The sequence below is a fragment of the Streptomyces sp. NPDC050636 genome (genome assembly GCF_040654775.1).
Taxonomy (GTDB): domain Bacteria; phylum Actinomycetota; class Actinomycetes; order Streptomycetales; family Streptomycetaceae; genus Streptomyces.
In genome coordinates this window covers 20191-36915 of the sequence record NZ_JBFAIP010000067.1, presented here as the reverse complement: position 1 = coordinate 36915, position 16725 = coordinate 20191, and the positions used below count along the sequence as shown (strand labels likewise).

The following is a 16725-nucleotide window of genomic DNA, read 5'->3' as shown; positions in this document are numbered from 1 at the left end:
GACGCATCCGCAGACAGCGGGCGGATGCGTCCGCGCCCATGCCGTACATCCCGGTCACACGGCGGAGCGGTCCGACGGCCCTTCGGCGAACGCCTTGGCATGCTCCAGGGTGATCCGGCTGTTGGTGCTGAGGGCGGTACGCGCGAACTCCCGGGCGTCGGCCACCGTCGCGGACTCACCGAGTACGCCGGCCACGGCTTCGGGCCGGATGGCCACGGTGTGCTGCGAGGTGACCGAGACGCCGCCCCGTACGGCCGCGACGGTCCACACGCCGGTGTGCGCCGTCATCAGTGGCGGCACCACGGTCTGCTTGTAGACGATGCGCTCGTCGGGGAAGCAGATCCGTACGGACTTGGTCGTGTGCCGGGAGCCGTCCGCGGTGACCGTGTCCATCTCCATGATCTGCACGCCTGGCCGGCTTTCCGTCAGGTCCATGCGGGAGACGTGCGGCAGGCGGTCCGGCCACTGCTTCGCCCGGTAGAGGAAGTCATAGACATCGCTCACCTCGCCCGCCACGACGACGGTGTCCTCGAAGTCGATCCACAGCTCCTCCCGTGCCTCCGAACTCTCCGCCAGCGCCTTGATGTTGGCGAGTTCGGTACGGCTGTTGCGGTCGGTGACCTCGGCGATCCACGCCAGATCCGCCGGATCGTCGCGCACGGCGCGGTAACTGTGGCCGAGGACGAGCTCGCAGCCGCCGCCCGGTGCGGGCTTGATGTCCCAGGAGCCGGACATGGCGGCGATCGGCGGCTGGGAGACCTCCTGCCGGAAGGTGATCCGCAGGGCCTCGGGGTCCAGCTCCCGGCGGGAGGTCCAGGTCTTGACCTCATCGCCGGCCAGGGCCCAGATACGGAACCGTTCCGAGGTGCCGTCGTGGTCCAGCTGCTCGACATGGACGGTGGGCTGGAAGTTCACCGGCCACCGCGAGGTGTCGGAGATGATCGCGTAGACGGCCTCCGGAGGCGCCGCCACGGTGATGCTGTGTGTCACGTCGTTCATCGCTCTGCCTTCCTCCTGTCAGTAGTTGCCGAGGCCGCCGCACACGTTGAGCGCCTGGGCCGTGATGGAGGCGGCGAGGTCGGTGGTCAGATAGCCGACCAGGCCGGCGACCTCCTCTGGCTCGGAGTAACGCCCCAGCGGGATCTTGGTGTTGAACCGGTCGAGGACGGCCTGCTCGTCGGTGTCCCAGATCCGCGCGTAATTGGTCCGCACCTGCTGGGCCATCGGTGTCTCGACATATCCGGGGCAGACGGCATTGACCGTGATCCCGGTGGGCGCGAGTTCCAGGCCGAGCGCCTTGGTGAAGCCCACGACACCGTGCTTGGAGGCGGAGTACGGCGCTCCGAGCACCACACCCTGCTTGCCCCCGGTCGACGCGATGTTGATGATGCGGCCGCGGTCCTTGGCGCGCATGCCGCCGTTGGTGAGCACCTCGCGGGTCATCAGGAACACGCTGTTGAGGTTGGTGTCGATGACGTCGTACCACGTCTCGTCCGGGAGGTCGGCGGTGATGCCGCCGCCGCTGCGACCCGCGTTGTTGACCAGGATGTCGATGGTGCCGAAGCGTTCCACCGCTGCGGAGACGAGTCCGCCCACCGCCTCGCGCGAGCGGACGTCGCAGGTGCTGCCGTCCACTTCCAGACCGCGGTCGCGCAGCTTGGTGACGGTGGCGGACAGGTTGTCCTCGTTGCGGGCGCAGATGAAGACCCTGGCGCCGTCCTCGGCGAGTCGCTCGGTGACCGCCAGGCCGATGCCGCTGGTGCCGCCGGTCACGATGGCCACGCGGCTGTTCTCGTTCGCCATGATCAGACGTCCTTTCAGGCTGCCACGGATGCCGACGTGTTCACCGCGGCGAGGAGCTGACGCGGGGTCTCGGCCTCCCCGAGGGCGTCATCGGCGAGCTTGATGTCCAGGTGCCGCTCGATGCGGCTCGCGGCCTCCAGCAGGGCCAGGGAGTCGTAGCCGAGGTCGGCGAAGGGCACGTCGAGGATGTCGCCGTCGAGGTTGACGGCCTCGTCCTCGCCCGCGCACTCGCGCATGATCTGTGTCAGTTCTTCGAGGTTCAGTTCACGTGTGGTCATGACGGCTGTTCTCCAATGCGTGTCGGCTGCCCGGATACCGGGCCGTGCGGAAAGGGCGGACAAGGAACGGGGGGTGGCGGATCAGGCGGACTCGGGGGCTTTGAGCACCACCGCGGCGTTGAAGCCGCCATGGCCGCGGGCGATCACCAGCGCGGTCCGTACGGGCAGGGCGCGCGCGGTCTCCCGGACGAGGTCGAGCGGGCAGTCCGCCGCCTGGTCCACGACATGCAGGGTCGGCGGGATCACGGAGTCCCGCATGGCCAGCAGGGCCGCCGCGGCATCCAGGGAACCGGCACCCGAGTAGAGCCGGCCCGTCATGGTCTTCGGCGCGGTCACCGGTACGGCGCGGGCACCGAACACCGAGGCCAGCGCCTCCGCTTCGATCCGGTCGGACTCACGGAGCCCCGCGGCGTCCGCGAACACCACATCGATCTCGGCCGGGGTGGCGTCCGCGTCGGCGAGGGCCAGTTCGACGGCCCGCCGCAGACCCGGCTCCCGGCCGGAGTCCGGCGCGGGATCGAAGGTCGCCCCGTACCCTGCCAGCGATCCGTAGACGCGCGCCCCGCGCTCGCGGGCCGCCGCCTCGTCCTCCATGACCAGAATGGCGCCGCCCTCTCCGGGGACGTATCCGTCCGCCGCGGCGTCGAACGGGGCGTAGGCGCGCTCGGGGTCCGCGTTCCGGGTGAGTGCGCCGGTCGTGTTCTGCGAGACCAGGCCCCACGGCGAGAGCGAGGCGTCCACGCCGCCGGTCATCACGAGCGGAACGCCCTTGCGGATGTGGCGGCGGGCATGGCCCAGCACGTCCAGGCCGCCGGCCTGGTCGGTCACCAGAACCCCGCTGGGTCCGCGCATTCCGTGCCGGATGGAGATCTGACCGGTGTTGACGGCGTAGAACCAGGCGAAGGACTGGTACGCGCTGACGTACTCGGGGCCCTGGCTCCAGAGCTTCTGCAGTTCCTTCTGGGCGAACTCGAACCCGCCCGAGGCGCTGGCGGTGACCACTCCCATCCCGAACTCCGGCAGCTGCGCGGGGTCCACACCGGCGTCGGCCAGCGCCCAGTCCGACGCGGCGAGCGCCAGCTGCGTCATCCAGTCGGTCTGCGGCAGCAGCCGGCCGGAAAGGTGCTCGGACGGTGTGAAGTCCAGCACCTCCCCGGCGAGCGGCGACGGGTACCCGGCGGGGTCGTAGCGGGTGATCCGTGCGATGCCGCTGACGCCCTTGACCGTGGCGTTCCAATACGCCTCGCTGCCGAGGCCGTTGGGTGCCGCCACCCCGAGTCCGGTGATCACTGCGGTGCCCGTCATGCCGCGCTCCTCTCGGCGGGGCGGGAGAGCACCATCGCGCTCTGGAATCCGCCGAAGCCGCTGCCGACGGTGAGCGCGGTGTCCACCCGCTGCTCGCGTGCGACCAGGGGTACGTAGTCGAGATCGCACTCCGGGTCGGGGGTGTGCAGATTGGCGGTCGGCGGCACCACACCGTGCTCGATGGCCAGCGCGCAGGCGGCAATCTCGATGGAGCCGATCGCCCCCAGGGAGTGCCCGACCATGGACTTGATGGAGCTGACCGGCACGTCGTACGCGTGGTCGCCGAGGCTGCGCTTGAAGGCCGCGGTCTCGTGCCGGTCGTTCTGCTTGGTGCCGGAGCCGTGCGCGTTGATGTACGCCACGTCGTCCGGGTTCATCCGTGCTTCGTCCATCGCGGCGGTGATGGCGGCGGCCATCTCCCGGCCGTCGGGCCGCAGTCCGGTCATGTGGAAGGCGTTGCAGCGCGCGGCGAAGCCACCGATCTCGGCGTAGATGTGCGCGCCGCGCCGCCTGGCGTGCTCGTACTCCTCCAGGACGAAGACGGCCGCGCCCTCGCCGAGAACGAAGCCGTTGCGGCTCTTGTCGAACGGCCGGGAGGCGTGCTCCGCGTCGTCGTTGCGCGGCGTGGTGGCCTTGATCGCGTCGAAGCAGGCCACCGCGATGGGCGAGATGGGGGCATCGGTCGCGCCGGCGATCATCACCTCCACGGTGCCCTCGGCGATCAGCTCGCGGGCGTAGCCGACGGAGTCGATGCCCGAGGTGCAGCCCGCGGAGATGACGGCGGCCGGTCCCTCGGAGCCGACGGCGCGGGCGACCTCGGCGGCGATGCTGCTCGGCACGAAGTGCCCGTACAGATGCGGGACGCCGTACGCGTCGTCGACCAGCCACTTGCGTCCGCTGTCGCTGAGGACGACGTACTCCTCCTCCAGGCCCATGGTGGCGCCGACCGCACTGCCGATCGCCACGCCGGTGCGTTCCGGAACCAGGGCGTCGGTGTCCAGGCCGCTGTCCCGCAGCGCCTCCCGGCCGGTGACCACGGCGAACTGGGTCGCCCGGTCCATCCGGCGTATCTCACGCGGCGTCAGGCCCGCCGCCAGCGGGTCGAACGCGCACTGCGCGGCCACCTGGGAGCGGTACGGGGCCGGGTCGAAGAACGAGATGCGTCCGGTGGCGGTGCGTCCGGAGGTGATCAGATCCCAGAATGCCGTGGTGCCGGAGCCGCCGGGTGCCATGACGCCGATCCCGGTGATGACCACACGGCGCGGCGGGCGTGGGGATGTGCCTGTCATTCTCGCTGCCTTTCGTGAATCTCGTGGTCGTCAGGGGGAGTTGCGCGTCACCCGGCGCCGCCGGATACGCAGCACACCGTCCCGCTCCTCGAATTCGTCCTCGCATTCGAGGGCTGCGGTGATTACCGCGGAGCCGCCCAGCGGGGTGGCCACAATGACGGTGCATGATCGCGCGGTGAGGTATCCGCCGGCCGATTCGTGGAGACCGGTCATGGTGACGTGATGGCGCTGCACAATATTCTGTGAATTGCGCCTGGCGGCATGCTTTTCACTGTGCTCGGAAATTGCCTGTGATCCGCTTACGGGTTCGGTCTCGCCGGGCAGCAGGAATGTCGCCGTTTCGGTGAAGGTGTCGCGGTAGGCGGTGAAGTCACCGGCGTCGACCGCGTGGACCTGTTGGGCGTAGAACCGCTGGATCCGGGACAGTGCGGGGAGCGTCATCGGGCCGCCGCCGGCAGGTCGTCGCGGGTCACCCGGCGCTCGGCGACCTGCCAGCCGCCGTCCCCGGACACCAGCCGGTCCTCGCACACCGTGCTCACGTGCAGCGTGGCGCCGCCGGCCTGGGAACTGGCGATGACCAGCACGTATGAGCGCGCCGCCACGGTGCCCTCGGTCACCGGGCGGATATCGAGCATGCTGACCACATGCCGGTGCGAGACGCCCTTGGCGGCCCGGTCCGCGGCGCCGGCCCGAGTGGCGGCGACAATGGCGGACCGGCCGTTCAAGGGCTCCGGAAGACCGTTGGAGAGGAACACCGCGGACTCCGTGAAACTGGCCCCCCAGGCATCAAAGTCTCCGCCGTCGCCGGCCTGCATCTGCTGGGCGTAGAACTGCTGGATCTGCTGATACGAATCCGTTGATTCGGTGACGCGATCGACGGAGGTGGAAGGCATCGAATCTCCTCCTGAGCTGGCAAGTTCAGTACCGAGATCAGATATTTTCAGCTTCGGCTAGAAGACCGCTAGATTCTCGATCGAGAAGCACATTCCTATGCCGCACAGTGCGGATGTCCGCCGTTGAATGAGACCATCTCGGCGAATGCGGACTGTACGTCCAGCGGAGCCGCCGGGGCCGCTCCGGACTCCTCCGCATAGGCGCGAATCAGATTACCCACCAGCCTTTCGCTGTCCAGCAGTCGGGCGAAGACGCCGAGGTCCGCCGACCGTGCCAGCTCCAGCGGAGCGAGCCCGTCGGCGACGCCGGCCCGCGCGAGCCCGCGCACCCACCGCAGATAGTCGGCGTTGGCGTCCAGCAGCTCGGGGCCGCCCACCGGACCGTGGCCCGGCACGATGTGCAGCGGCTCCAGCCGCCGCAGCTGATCCAGCCGCCGCAGCGTGCCCGACACGGATCCCATGAGGACGAAGGGCGTCGCCCCGGAGAACACCAGGTCTCCCGGGAACAGCACCCGCTGGTCCGGCAGCCATACGACGCAGTCCCCCACGGTGTGCCCGGGACCGAAGTGCAGCAGCTGAATCCGCATCCCGGCGCCTTCGAGGGACATCCGGTCGCTGAACGTGATCCGGGGACGGCTGACCTCGATGTGGCCCCATTCCACCGCCGGCCACAGGCCCTGGAGCGCCAGGCCGTGTTCCGCCATCTCGGCGGCCGCCATCTCATGGGCGATGACGGTCGCTTCTCCGGCAAAGAGGTAGTTGCCGAAGGTGTGGTCGCCATGGCTGTGTGTGTTCACCACGAACTCGACCGGCCCGGAGGAAAGAGCGCGGACGTTTTCATGGAGCATGCGCGACCGGCGTTCCGTCGCCGCGGTATCGATCAGGACCGTTCCGGAACTACCGGTGAGAATGCCGGAGTTGTTCAGGCACCACCCTCCGTCCGGCTGCACATGGGCATGGACGCCTTCGATGATTTCTTCGGTTTTCGGCAGCATCGGCACTCACTCCTGGAAAAGAGGAACCGCCCACCTGCCGAAAGCATGACGGGAGGGGGGCGGCGGGCTGGTGGCAGCGGTCCCTTAATCGGCCGAGGTCACGGCCGCGGCCTCGATGCCGTTGAATCCGGAGAGCGCGCTCAGCGGGATCACCTCGTACCGGATGTGCGGCACCAGGGGGTTGCCGTTGAGATGTTCAAGGAGTTCCTCGTGGGAGTCGACGTCGAAGATGTTGGTGGCGCCGTAGCCACCGACGCGTACCCAGGAGTGCCGCACGATGCCCTTGCGGCCGAGCTCCTTCATATACGCCAGCCCTTGCGGGAGCCGGCGGACGAACTCGTCCCCCGAAATGCCGTCCAGCTTCGCCTGCGCCACGACTTCATAGAGCATCCTCAGTTCCTCCAGGACCTAGGTGAATCATGCGGCCCCTGCGACTCCACCGCATTGCCTCCAGCATGGCGATGCGGGCTTGAGGAATGCTCAAAGCGAAGTGAGGTCCTCGCCCACGGAAACGGCCGCGGTGAGAAACGCGGCCACCGCTTGGGACGTGGAACTTTCCGACCACGCCACATAGACGGTGCTCGGGCTCACTCCCTCGACCGGCCGGACCGCGAAAACGCCGGACTCCGCCCGCTCCCTGACGATGGAACGGGGCAGCAGCGCTATGCCCTGGCCCAGCGACACCACGGTGAACAGCTGGTGCAGATCACTGATGATCAGCGGCCCCTGCTCGGGCCGGCCGTCCCGCTCGGGCCGCCGCACGTCGGGTGGGATCGTGTCCTGCCCCTTCCAGTACGCGCGGGCCAGGTCGTCCGAACCGGACCACTCGGGGAAGACCTCCCCGTTGAGGTCCGCGAGCCGCAGCTTTCCCTTCCGGGTCAGCGGGTGATCGGCGGACGTCACCAGGACCCGCGGCTCGGTGATCACCGGCTCAAGTTGCACACCCTGACGCCCTGTTGGGGTGCGTACGATCGCGACATCGGCCCGGCCGTCATGGAGCATCGCCTCGGGCGCGCCCCAGGAGGCGATCAGTACCTCGGCACGAGGCAGTGTGGCATCGGCGTGGTAGACGTGCAGGATGTCCTTCAGCAACCCGCCGTCGGCGTCCGGTGTGAGGGCGATGCGCAGCCGGGAATCCTGTTGTGCGGCGCGGCGGGTGCGGCGTTCCGCCGCGAAGACCGCGTCCAGGATGATGCGGCTCTGCTCCAGGAGGACCCGTCCCGCAGGGGTGAGCGCGGCGCTACGAGTGTCCCGTTCGAGCAGTGAGAGGCCCAGCTTCTTCTCCAGCTGCCTGATCGCTCGCGACAGCGGGGGCTGTGCCATTCCCAGGCGTTCGGCCGCGCGGCTGAAGTTCAACTCCTCTGCGACAGCGACGAAGTAGCGCAGTTCGCGGAGCTCGAACGGTTCCATGGGCGATGATAAACACGTACCTCACGCCACCGTGGGGCATTTGTGCCGGGCCGCGGTGGTCGTCAGCCCAGCAGATCGCGGCGGACCCTGCGCTCGCGGACGGTCCAGCCGGCCTCCCCCCGTACCAGCAGATCCCGGCCGGCGGAGCTGTGCAGCCGGCTTTCGCCGCCCTTCTCGGTGACCGCGACCATCGCATAGAAGCTGGTCCGCGCGGTCTTGTCGGCGAAGGAGTCCACGTTCAGCATGCCGATCCAGTGCCGCCGCACAATGCCGTTCGCCCGGTCTTCCGCCACTCCCCGGTGCGCCAGCTCCTTCATGCGTTCCAGTCCCTCGATGGCCGTGGCGCTGAAGCTGAGTTCGGTGATTCCGTCCTCGGCGAAGGAGCAGTCGGGAGCGAGTGTCGCCGCCCATTCGTCGACTCGCGCCGAGTCGAGCAGGTGCATCTGGCGTGCGTAGAACTGCCAGAGGGACGCGAAGACGACGGGGTCGGTCTCGCTCCGTATCGGAGTGTCCAGGTTCATGGTCGGGTTCCTTCGTCTGGCTCAGGCACCCCGGAACTGGCCGGCGTACTCGCTGAGGAAGTCTTCGATGCTGCGGGGCGGCCGGCCGGTCACCTCGGTGAAGTCGTGGTGCACCGTCACCCCGAGTCCCGATGCGCACTCCAGTTGAAGGGCGACCAGGTCGGCCACGTACCACTGCGGCAGTCCCGCTGCCGTCAGGCCGTCACGCAGCTGCTCGGTGGTGAGGGGGACATGTCGGATCTCCGTGCCGGCGGCCGCGGAGATCAGCGACGCCACCTCCGGATGGGTGAGGTCGCGGGGGCCCGTCACGGTGTAGGTACGCCCGAAGTGGGCGTCGCCGGTGAGGACTTCGACGGCCAGTGCCGCGATGTCCCGGGCATCCACCATCGCGTCGGTGCCCTGTCCGGTGGCGGAGGCGATGGCGCCGTCGTCGACCATCTGGAAGAGGTTCTGCATAAAGGCGGAGGGCTTCAGCACGGTGTACGGGATGCCCGACTTCGCCAGCGCCTCGTCCGCTTCCCAGTGCCAACGGCACACCGGGGCCGGGGAGTCGGGGCGTGCCCCGCCCGTCGAGACGCGCACCAGATGCTCGACATCCGACTGTCGTGCCGCCTCGACGACGGCCCGCTCCCGGGCGTCCTGGAGGGGGTGCACCGCGCTCACGAGAAAGACCCGCCGCACACCGTGCAGGGCGGCCGCGACCGATGCCGGATCGTCGAGGTCTCCCGCCACGAACTCCGCGTTCTCGCCCAGCAGCCGGCGTGCCTTCGCGGCGTCGCGGACGAACGAACGGGTGGCGACGCCCTTGTCCGCCAGCTGCCGTACGACTTCACTGCCCACCGTGCCGGTGGCCCCGATCACAAGAATCACTGTGCCAACTCTCCGTCTCTTACGGGTTTTCGAGGCCCCTGCCCGCCCACGCACGGCGGGCGGGCAGGAGGCAGGGGCGTCAGCGGAGCGCTGTCACCAGGGCAGAACCGTGTCGGCCGTCGAGGATCCCTCGCCAACGCCGAGGAACTGGCCGGTCGGGCCGTCGGCGGGGAGCGTCGCCAGGTGGACGGAGGCGCGTGCGCCCTCCTCCACGGGCTGGAAACCGCGGTGGCCGTTGAGGTCCGTGGCGATGAATCCGGGGTAGGCGGCGTTCACGAGAATGCCGCTCTCGCGCAGCTCGTTCGCGTACATGAGGGTGAGCGAATTGAGCGCGGTCTTCGAGGAGTTGTAGGCGAGCAGCCGCATCGACGACACATGGTTCGTCGTGTCGGCGCTGAGCTGCAGCGAGGACAGTTCGGTGGAGACGTTGACGATCCGCGCCGCGGTGGCGCGGCGCAGCAGCGGAAGCAGCGCGTTGGTGACCGCGACCACGCCGAAGACATTGATCTCGTACGTGTCACGCAGCTGCTGGACGGTCACCTCCGCGAGCGGCGTCATCCCCTCGATCCAGACGCCCGCGTTGTTGATCAGGACGTCGAGACGGCCGAACTCCGCCTCGATCCACTGAGCGGTCGCCGCAACGGTCTTCTCGTCCGTCACGTCCAGATGCACAAAGCGCGCATCGGCCCCGCCGGCCCGGAGCTGCTCGGCCGCCGCCTCGCCACGGCCCTTGTCCCGGGCTCCGACCAGAACGGTCATCCCGAGCTCTCCGAGCCGGCGGGCCGTCTCCAGTCCGATGCCCTTGTTCGCGCCGGTGACCAGGACGATCTGTGCCCCGTCGGTGCTCATCTTCGTACCCTTCGTCGAAGCCTGCTGATACGCATGTACATCGTTCTCAAGCCAACATCGCCGGGCAGCGAAGGGGAAATACTCCCTCGCTAGAGCCCTATACCCGCGCGGTATGTCCGGCGGATCCGGCGAGCTCCGGCATGACGTGCTCCGCGAAGAGACGCATCGTCCGCTCGGCGTCGGCCACCGGCATCAGCCCCGCGTTGGTGTGGAGGCTGACGGTGATCTCCCCGAACGCGTCCCGGATCTGCCGCAGTTGCGCCAGAACCTCCTGGGGATCGCCCGCGAGGATCTTGTTGTCCCTGACCGACTCGTCGTAGTCGAGCTTCTTCACCTGCTCGATCAGCCGCTCGTAGCCCTCGTAGACCGTGCTGCGGGTGCGCCCCCACGCCTGCACGGCGTCGGAGAGTTTTTCCTGGTAGTTGCCGGCGTGCACCCGGCCGTCGCGGCGGGCCCGGTCGCCGTCCTCGTCGAGGTAGCAGTCGTAGCTCAGATGCACGGACTCGCCGCCCGGCCGATGGCCGGCCGCCGTCCATGCCGCACGGTAGCGGCCGATCATGTCCTGGGCCTTCTCCCGGGAGGTGATGGACGGCACCAGCATCAGGCCGTAGCCCGAGGTGCCCGCCGTCTCGCACGACTGGGCGGTGAAGGCGGCCGCCACGAGGATGCGCGGATGGGGGCTCTGGTACGGACGGGGCAGCAAGGTCGCCGGTCCGAACCGGAAGTACGGGGTGTCGACGGTGACGTTCTCCTCGGACCAGAGCCGTCGGCACGCCTCGACGGCGGCCGCGAACCGTTCCCGGCTCTCGTCGAGGGGGATGCCGAACGCCTCGAACTCATCGGGCAGGAAGGCCCGTCCGAAACCGACGTCGAGTCGTCCGTGCGAGAGGTTGTCCAGCATCGCGAGCTTGCCCGCCAGCTTCACCGGATGGGTGAAGGCCGGAATGGCCGCACCCGTGATGAGCCGTATCCGCTCGGTCCTGGCCGCCGCCGCCGCGAGGAAGGTGACCGGGTCGGGGCTGTACCCCCCGTAGGGGAAGAAGTAGTGCTCCACGGTCTTCACGTGCGCATAGCCCAGTTCCTCGGCCAGTGCGACCAGGTGAAGGCATTCCTCGTAATACTGAGCAGCGCTCTTCTCCGCCGGGCTGACGGTGGGGAAGAAATTGACTCCGAACTCCATCGGTACCCCTCGGTGGCTCTGGTCGGTGGATCTGTCGGTGAAACAGTGGTCCGTCCGGTCACAGACGCCGGGCGGTGACCAGCCAGGCCTGGAGGGTCATCGGCTTCGCCCCGTTGTCACCGGTGTAGCCGACGATCTCGATGCGCTTCAGCGACTCCAGCTCCCAGCCCGCCGCGAACGTGGCCCGGAAGTCGGCCTCGGTCAGGCGGCGCGGCCCCCAGTCGCCCGGGAGCTCGTCGGAGAAGCCGATGACGTGCACATGGGCGCCGGGGCGGGTGGCGCGCTGGAGGGCAGCGGCATAGGCCGGTGCGTCGGCCGCGCTGAGGTTGTGCAGCAGTCCGCAGTCGACGACGGTGTCATAGGCGTCGACGTGTCCGTCCAGCCGACGGGCGTCCGCGACCTCGAACGTCGCCGTCAGGCCGTTGCGCTCGGCCTTCTGCCGGGCCCGGTCGATCGCGGTGGGCGCCACGTCCACACCGGTCACGGTGTAGCCGAGGCGGGCCAGGTGGAGGGAGAAGTCGCCGGTGCCGCAGCCGAGATCGAGCACATCGCCGTGTACCTTTCCGTCCTTCTCCAGTGCCACCAGGACGGGCTGCGGCTCACCGAGATCCCACACCGGAGCGGTGGCGTCCCGGTCCTGCTGCCCCTCCGGCCGGCCGCCGTCGTTCTCGCCCCGGTAGGCGGCCTCGAAGAACTCCGTGGGCATGCCCTGAGAAGTCATCTGTCTCTCCCTCTGTCGGTTTTCGATGTGCCGTGTGCCGTCTCATCCGCGGCAACAGCCTTGTCCAACTGCCTTGAAGGCCGCTCAAACCCAGCTCGAAAGGGCCGGGGACGCGGTCCCGCGCCGGTCAGTGCGGTGGGTTCCCGTGCTTGCGTTGGGGCAGCGGCGCATGTTTGGCGCGCAGCATCGCCAGCGCGCCGATCAGCCGGGAGCGGGTCTCGGCGGGGTCGATGACATCGTCGACGAGGCCGCGCTCAGCGGCGTAATACGGATGCATCAGCTCCCGCTGGTACTCCTCGATCCGCTGCTGCCGGGCCGCCGCCGGGTCGGGGGCCGCGGCGATCTCCCTGCGGAAGACGACGTTCGCGGCACCCTCTGCCCCCATGACCGCGATCTCGTTGGTGGGCCAGGCCAGGGACAGGTCGGTGCCGATGGAGCGGGAGTCCATGACGATGTAGGCACCGCCGTAGGCCTTGCGCAGGATCACCTGGACACGGGGCACGGTGGCGTTGCAGTAGGCGTACAGCAGCTTCGCCCCGTGCCGGATCACGCCGCCGTGCTCCTGCCCGATGCCGGGCAGGAAACCGGGTACGTCGACCAGGGTGACCAGCGGGATGCTGAAGGCATCGCAGAGCTGGACGAACCGGGCCGCCTTCTCCGAGGAGTGGATGTCCAGTACGCCGGCCATGCTCGCGGGCTGGTTGGCGACGATGCCGGTCACCTGTCCACCGAGCCGGGCCAGGGCACACACCACGTTCGGTGCCCATGCCTCATGGACTTCGAGGTGGTCACCGTCGTCGACGATCTCCTCGATCACCCGCCGCATGTCGTACGACCGGTTGGCGTCGGTGGGCACGATGTCCAGCAGCGGTTCGCAGCGGCGGTCCGCCGGGTCGGATACCGGTGCCTCCGGCGGCAGTTCGCGGTTGTTCGCGGGGAGCATCGAGAGCAGGTACCGGACTTCGGCGAGACAGTCCTCCTCGTCGTCATAGGCGAAGGCGGCCACCCCGGAGGTGGCGGCGTGCACATCGGCGCCGCCGAGGCCCTCCTGGGTGATCTCCTCGCCGGTGACCGCCTGCACCACATCCGGTCCGGTGATGAACATCTGCGAGGTCCCGCGCACCATGAACACGAAGTCGGTGAGCGCCGGTGAGTAGGCCGCGCCGCCCGCGCACGGGCCCAGAATGACGCTGATCTGGGGAATCACCCCGGAGTTGCGGACATTGCGCTGGAAGATGCCGCCATAGCCGGCGAGGGCGGTGACGCCTTCCTGGATGCGGGCCCCGGCTCCGTCGCAGAGTCCGACGAGGGGCGCGCCGGCCGCCTCGGCCATGTCCATGATCTTGTGGATCTTCTCGGCGTGTGCCTCTCCCAGCGCCCCGCCGAAGATCCGGAAGTCATGGGCGTAGGCGAAGACCGGCCGGCCGTCGACCAGCCCCCAGCCGACGATCACTCCGTCGGTGTACGGCTTCTTCCGCTCCAGGCCGAAACCGGTGGCCCGGTGCCTGCGGAACGCCTCCACTTCCGTGAAGGTGTCCTGGTCGAAGAGGAGGTCGAGCCGTTCGCGTGCGGTCAGCTTGCCCTTCGCGTGCTGGGCGTCGGTGGCCTTTCGGTCCGGCCCGTCCCGCACTTTCCGCCGTAACGCGGTGAGTTCGGCGCTCCGTTCGCGCATGGCCGGGATACGGGCGGCCGGGCGCACCGGCTGCCGGGCGGGCGCCGGGCGGGCGGCCGCGGTCACCGGGAGGCTCCCCACCGGGCTTTCTTCGACGATGCTCATCTCAGACCGCCACCGCCCCGGCGGCCCCGGCCCCGTTCGCGTTCACATTCACGTCCGCGTCCGCGTTCCCGGCCAGGGTCCGGAACAGCTGCTCGCTGTACGCGGCGCCCGCGACCTCGAACTGCAGCATCACATGGCTGGCGGCCGCGTTGACGTCCCGCCAGACCCGCTGGATCTGGTTGTCCTGGGACTGTCCGCGGGTCCCGCCGGCACGGAAGATCCGGTCGACCGCGGCCACGCACAGATCGGCGGCGAGGGCACAGTCCCGGCCGCTGCGGGCGACTCCCCCCGGCGATACGGAACCCGTGTCGGCGAGCCGCGCGGCACGCTCCAACAGCAGCCGCGCGGCGTCGATCTCCCCAGCGGTACGTGCCAGCGCGACCTGTACCGAGGGCTTTTCGCGCGCCGGCCCACGGGCCGTGGCGATGCTGATGTCGGCCTTCTGCGACATCCAGGCCGACCACGCGTCCAGACCGCCGGCCGCGGCCCCCAGTACGGGCCCGCAGAACGTCAGCCCGTTCACGGACCTCATCGGCACCCGCAGGTTCGGCGCCGCGGCCGAGGGCACACCGTCCCATACCGCGCTGCGCGGGACCGCCAAGTGCCCCGGTACAAAGACGTCTTCGAGGACGAGGGTGTCGCTCCCGGTGGCCCGCATGCCCACGTTGAACCAGGTTCCGACGATCCGGTACGCGCTCTTGGGCACCGCGAAGAAATAGGGCGCGGAGTCCTGGCCCGCCGCGGCGGGCGCACAGGCCAGCGCCCAGTCGGAGAAGCCGACGCCGCTGGTGTACGGCCACTCGCCGCTCACCCGCCAGCCACCGTCCACCCGCCGCGCCCGGCCGCTGGGGATCAGAGCCCCGGACATCAGCACGTCGGGGCCCCGGTCCCAGAGCTCGGCCTGCCCCTCCTCGGGCAGGAACGCCGCGATACGGGCTGCGCTACTGGTCAGCGAGGCCACCCATGCCGTGGCGGCGCAGCCCTCCCCCACCGTGGCCACGGCGTCCAGCAGCGCGGCGAAGGTGCCCTCGCTGCCGCCCCACCGTCGCGGTACGAAGTGACGGGCGAAGCCGGCCTCGGACGCCGCGCGGACAACAGCGGGAGAGAGGCTGCCGGTGCGGTCCGCATCGGCCGCGTGCCGCGCGGCGAGATCACGGACGGTTCCCGCTTCCGAAAGCAGTTCGGCAGCCTCGAAGACGTGATGACTCATGGCATCTCCCTCTCTCCCTGTCCGGCGTACAACAGCTGAAAAGCTGGCACCGTCGACTAGAGGGCGACTCGACACCGACTGGAGAGCCGATACTCCAGCCATCTTCGAGGAAGGCTTGCCATGCTCCAGGGCAAGGAAAGAAATTCCCGGCCACCGTCATCCGTCAGCACTGCGAGGATCGTATGCCCCGGAGTAATACCGAGACAGAGAACCGCCCTCAGGATTTCGACAGCCAGGATTTCCGTCGGGTACTGGGAAATTTCTGCAGCGGCCTCACGGTCATCACGGCCATGGATGGTGACACACCGGTGGGCCTGGCCTGCCAGTCCTTTTCCTCGCTCTCCCTCGAACCGCCGATGGTCGCTTTTTTCGTCGGCAAGAAATCGACCAGCTGGCCGCGTATCGCCCGGAGCGGAGCCTTCTGTGTGAATGTGCTCCAGGTGGAGCAGGAGCAGCTCTGCGAGAGGTTCGCACGGAGCGGCGGTGAGAAGTTCCGGGGCGTCCGGTGGACCGGATCACCGCATGGCCTGCCGCATCTCGACGGTTCACTGGCCTGGATCGACTGTGCCATCGAGGAGGTGCACAGCGCGGGGGACCACCACATCGTGGTGGGGTCCGTGCGCCTCCTCGAAGCCCGTTCGGAGGGGAGTCCGCTGCTGTTCTTCCGCGGCGGATTCGGTCAGTTCATCTGAGGCCTGGGCACGGCGTCGCTCAGCAGGCAACCTGCCCGGGGGCGGCGCCGGCCGGTAACAGGGCGTCCTCCCGCAGCCCGCGCTGCCCGTCGAAATCGAGAGCGGGGTCCGAGGCGAGGATGGACTGCTGCAGCTGGTGAAGCTTCGGCGACGGGTCGACACCGAGGTTCGACACCAGGTAGGAGCGCAACTGCTGGAAGACGTCGAGCGCCTGGACCCGACGCCCCGACCGGTGCAGCGCGATCATGAACAGGGCGTGCAGCGTCTCGTTCGTCTCGTTCCGCGCGACCAGTTCGGTGAGTTCGCTCAGCACCTCGCGATGGAGGCCGAGCCGCAGGTCGGCCTCGATGCGCTGCTCCAGCACCGTCAGCCGCTGCTCTTCCAGCCGCCTCTGGTACATGCCGAGCAGCGGACCGGGGCGTACGTCGGAGAGCACCGGCCCCCGCCACAGCCCCAGCCCCTCGCGGAACAACGTGGCGGCCCGCCGCACGGCGCCCGAGGCGAGCGCCACTCTTCCCGCCCGGGTCTTGTCCTCGAACTGGGTGAGGTCCAGCTCCGCGGAGCCGATGCGGAAGGAGTAGCTACCGGATTCGGTCACCAGGCAGTCGGCGGCGACCGCGGCAGGCGTGATCTCCAGCGTGTGGGACAGTGCCTTCCGCAATTGCAGGATGTACGTCTGCAGGGTGGTCATGGCGCTCGCCGGCGGTTTCTCTTCCCAGAGTTCCTCAACCAGGGACTCCACCTTGACCGGGCGGTCCGGCTGCATGAGAAGGAGCGCCAGCACTTTCCGGGGCTTCTGGGCCGTGGGGAGATAGGACATTCCGTTGTGACTGAGCGTCATCGGGCCGAGCAATCCGATATGCATCACTTACCCCCGTAGGAAATCTCTGCTGAATTCTGAGTGAACCCTCATTGCGCTGAACTCTGGAATT

19 protein-coding genes are annotated in these 16725 nt (G+C 68.9%); 1 reads left to right on the top strand and 18 read right to left on the bottom strand.

Features of this window, described 5'->3' with window-relative positions:
- Positions 1 to 54: 54 nt before the first annotated feature.
- From AB0I10_RS30780 to AB0I10_RS30700, 17 genes are all read right to left on the bottom strand, one after another.
- Positions 55 to 999 (bottom strand): aromatase/cyclase, encoded by a 945-nt coding sequence (locus AB0I10_RS30780; protein WP_363155952.1) that lies wholly within the window; start codon positions 997 to 999, stop codon positions 55 to 57.
- 18 nt (positions 1000 to 1017) lie between these two features.
- Positions 1018 to 1803, bottom strand: coding sequence for a 3-oxoacyl-ACP reductase FabG (fabG, locus tag AB0I10_RS30775; protein WP_363155951.1), 786 nt, complete (start codon positions 1801 to 1803; stop codon positions 1018 to 1020).
- Positions 1804 to 1817: 14 nt separating this feature from the next.
- Positions 1818 to 2081 (bottom strand): acyl carrier protein, encoded by a 264-nt coding sequence (locus tag AB0I10_RS30770; protein ID WP_363155950.1) that lies wholly within the window; start codon positions 2079 to 2081, stop codon positions 1818 to 1820.
- 81 nt (positions 2082 to 2162) lie between these two features.
- Positions 2163 to 3386, bottom strand: coding sequence for a ketosynthase chain-length factor (locus AB0I10_RS30765; RefSeq protein ID WP_363155949.1), 1224 nt, complete (start codon positions 3384 to 3386; stop codon positions 2163 to 2165).
- Positions 3383 to 4675 carry a beta-ketoacyl-[acyl-carrier-protein] synthase family protein gene (locus AB0I10_RS30760; RefSeq protein ID WP_363155948.1) on the bottom strand — a complete coding sequence of 431 codons (1293 nt, stop codon included), beginning with the start codon at positions 4673 to 4675 and terminating at the stop codon, positions 3383 to 3385. The genes AB0I10_RS30765 and AB0I10_RS30760 overlap by 4 nt, the downstream gene beginning before the upstream one ends.
- 30 nt (positions 4676 to 4705) lie before the next feature.
- A complete protein-coding gene (locus AB0I10_RS30755) occupies positions 4706 to 5116 on the bottom strand; it encodes a nuclear transport factor 2 family protein (RefSeq protein ID WP_363155947.1) in 411 nt (136 codons plus the stop codon).
- Complete coding sequence (locus tag AB0I10_RS30750) at positions 5113 to 5568, bottom strand: nuclear transport factor 2 family protein (protein WP_363155946.1); 456 nt, start codon at positions 5566 to 5568, stop codon at positions 5113 to 5115. The genes AB0I10_RS30755 and AB0I10_RS30750 overlap by 4 nt, the downstream gene beginning before the upstream one ends.
- A 95-nt stretch (positions 5569 to 5663) precedes the next feature.
- The gene (locus AB0I10_RS30745) at positions 5664 to 6563 is read right to left on the bottom strand and encodes an MBL fold metallo-hydrolase (protein ID WP_363155945.1); all 900 of its coding nucleotides are present in this window, start codon (positions 6561 to 6563) and stop codon (positions 5664 to 5666) included.
- 84 nt (positions 6564 to 6647) lie between these two features.
- Positions 6648 to 6953: a muconolactone Delta-isomerase family protein gene (locus tag AB0I10_RS30740; RefSeq protein WP_363155944.1), complete on the bottom strand. Its 306-nt coding sequence runs from the start codon at positions 6951 to 6953 to the stop codon at positions 6648 to 6650.
- A 90-nt stretch (positions 6954 to 7043) separates the two neighbouring features.
- On the bottom strand, positions 7044 to 7973 hold the full coding sequence (locus tag AB0I10_RS30735; RefSeq protein ID WP_363155943.1) for a LysR substrate-binding domain-containing protein: 930 nt from the start codon (positions 7971 to 7973) through the stop codon (positions 7044 to 7046).
- Between the two features lie 62 nt (positions 7974 to 8035).
- Positions 8036 to 8494 (bottom strand): nuclear transport factor 2 family protein, encoded by a 459-nt coding sequence (locus AB0I10_RS30730; RefSeq protein ID WP_363155942.1) that lies wholly within the window; start codon positions 8492 to 8494, stop codon positions 8036 to 8038.
- 21 nt (positions 8495 to 8515) lie between these two features.
- Complete coding sequence (locus AB0I10_RS30725) at positions 8516 to 9364, bottom strand: SDR family oxidoreductase (protein ID WP_363155941.1); 849 nt, start codon at positions 9362 to 9364, stop codon at positions 8516 to 8518.
- A gap of 93 nt (positions 9365 to 9457) precedes the next feature.
- On the bottom strand, positions 9458 to 10213 hold the full coding sequence (locus AB0I10_RS30720; protein ID WP_363155940.1) for an SDR family oxidoreductase: 756 nt from the start codon (positions 10211 to 10213) through the stop codon (positions 9458 to 9460).
- Between the two features lie 97 nt (positions 10214 to 10310).
- Positions 10311 to 11393 (bottom strand): LLM class flavin-dependent oxidoreductase, encoded by a 1083-nt coding sequence (locus AB0I10_RS30715; protein ID WP_363155939.1) that lies wholly within the window; start codon positions 11391 to 11393, stop codon positions 10311 to 10313.
- 58 nt (positions 11394 to 11451) lie between these two features.
- Entirely contained in the window at positions 11452 to 12114 is a 663-nt protein-coding gene (locus AB0I10_RS30710; protein WP_363155938.1) for a class I SAM-dependent methyltransferase, read from the bottom strand.
- 127 nt (positions 12115 to 12241) lie between these two features.
- Complete coding sequence (locus tag AB0I10_RS30705) at positions 12242 to 13891, bottom strand: acyl-CoA carboxylase subunit beta (RefSeq protein WP_363155937.1); 1650 nt, start codon at positions 13889 to 13891, stop codon at positions 12242 to 12244.
- A 1-nt stretch (position 13892) separates the two neighbouring features.
- Positions 13893 to 15101 carry an acyl-CoA dehydrogenase family protein gene (locus AB0I10_RS30700; RefSeq protein WP_363155936.1) on the bottom strand — a complete coding sequence of 403 codons (1209 nt, stop codon included), beginning with the start codon at positions 15099 to 15101 and terminating at the stop codon, positions 13893 to 13895.
- Positions 15102 to 15283: 182 nt separating this feature from the next.
- On the opposite strand from AB0I10_RS30700, the gene AB0I10_RS30695 reads away from it, so the two are divergent.
- Positions 15284 to 15793 (top strand): flavin reductase family protein, encoded by a 510-nt coding sequence (locus tag AB0I10_RS30695; protein WP_363155935.1) that lies wholly within the window; start codon positions 15284 to 15286, stop codon positions 15791 to 15793.
- A 19-nt stretch (positions 15794 to 15812) separates the two neighbouring features.
- On the opposite strand, the gene AB0I10_RS30690 is transcribed toward AB0I10_RS30695, so the two are convergent.
- A complete protein-coding gene (locus AB0I10_RS30690; RefSeq protein ID WP_363155934.1) occupies positions 15813 to 16658 on the bottom strand; it encodes an AfsR/SARP family transcriptional regulator in 846 nt (281 codons plus the stop codon).
- Positions 16659 to 16725: the final 67 nt, after the last annotated feature.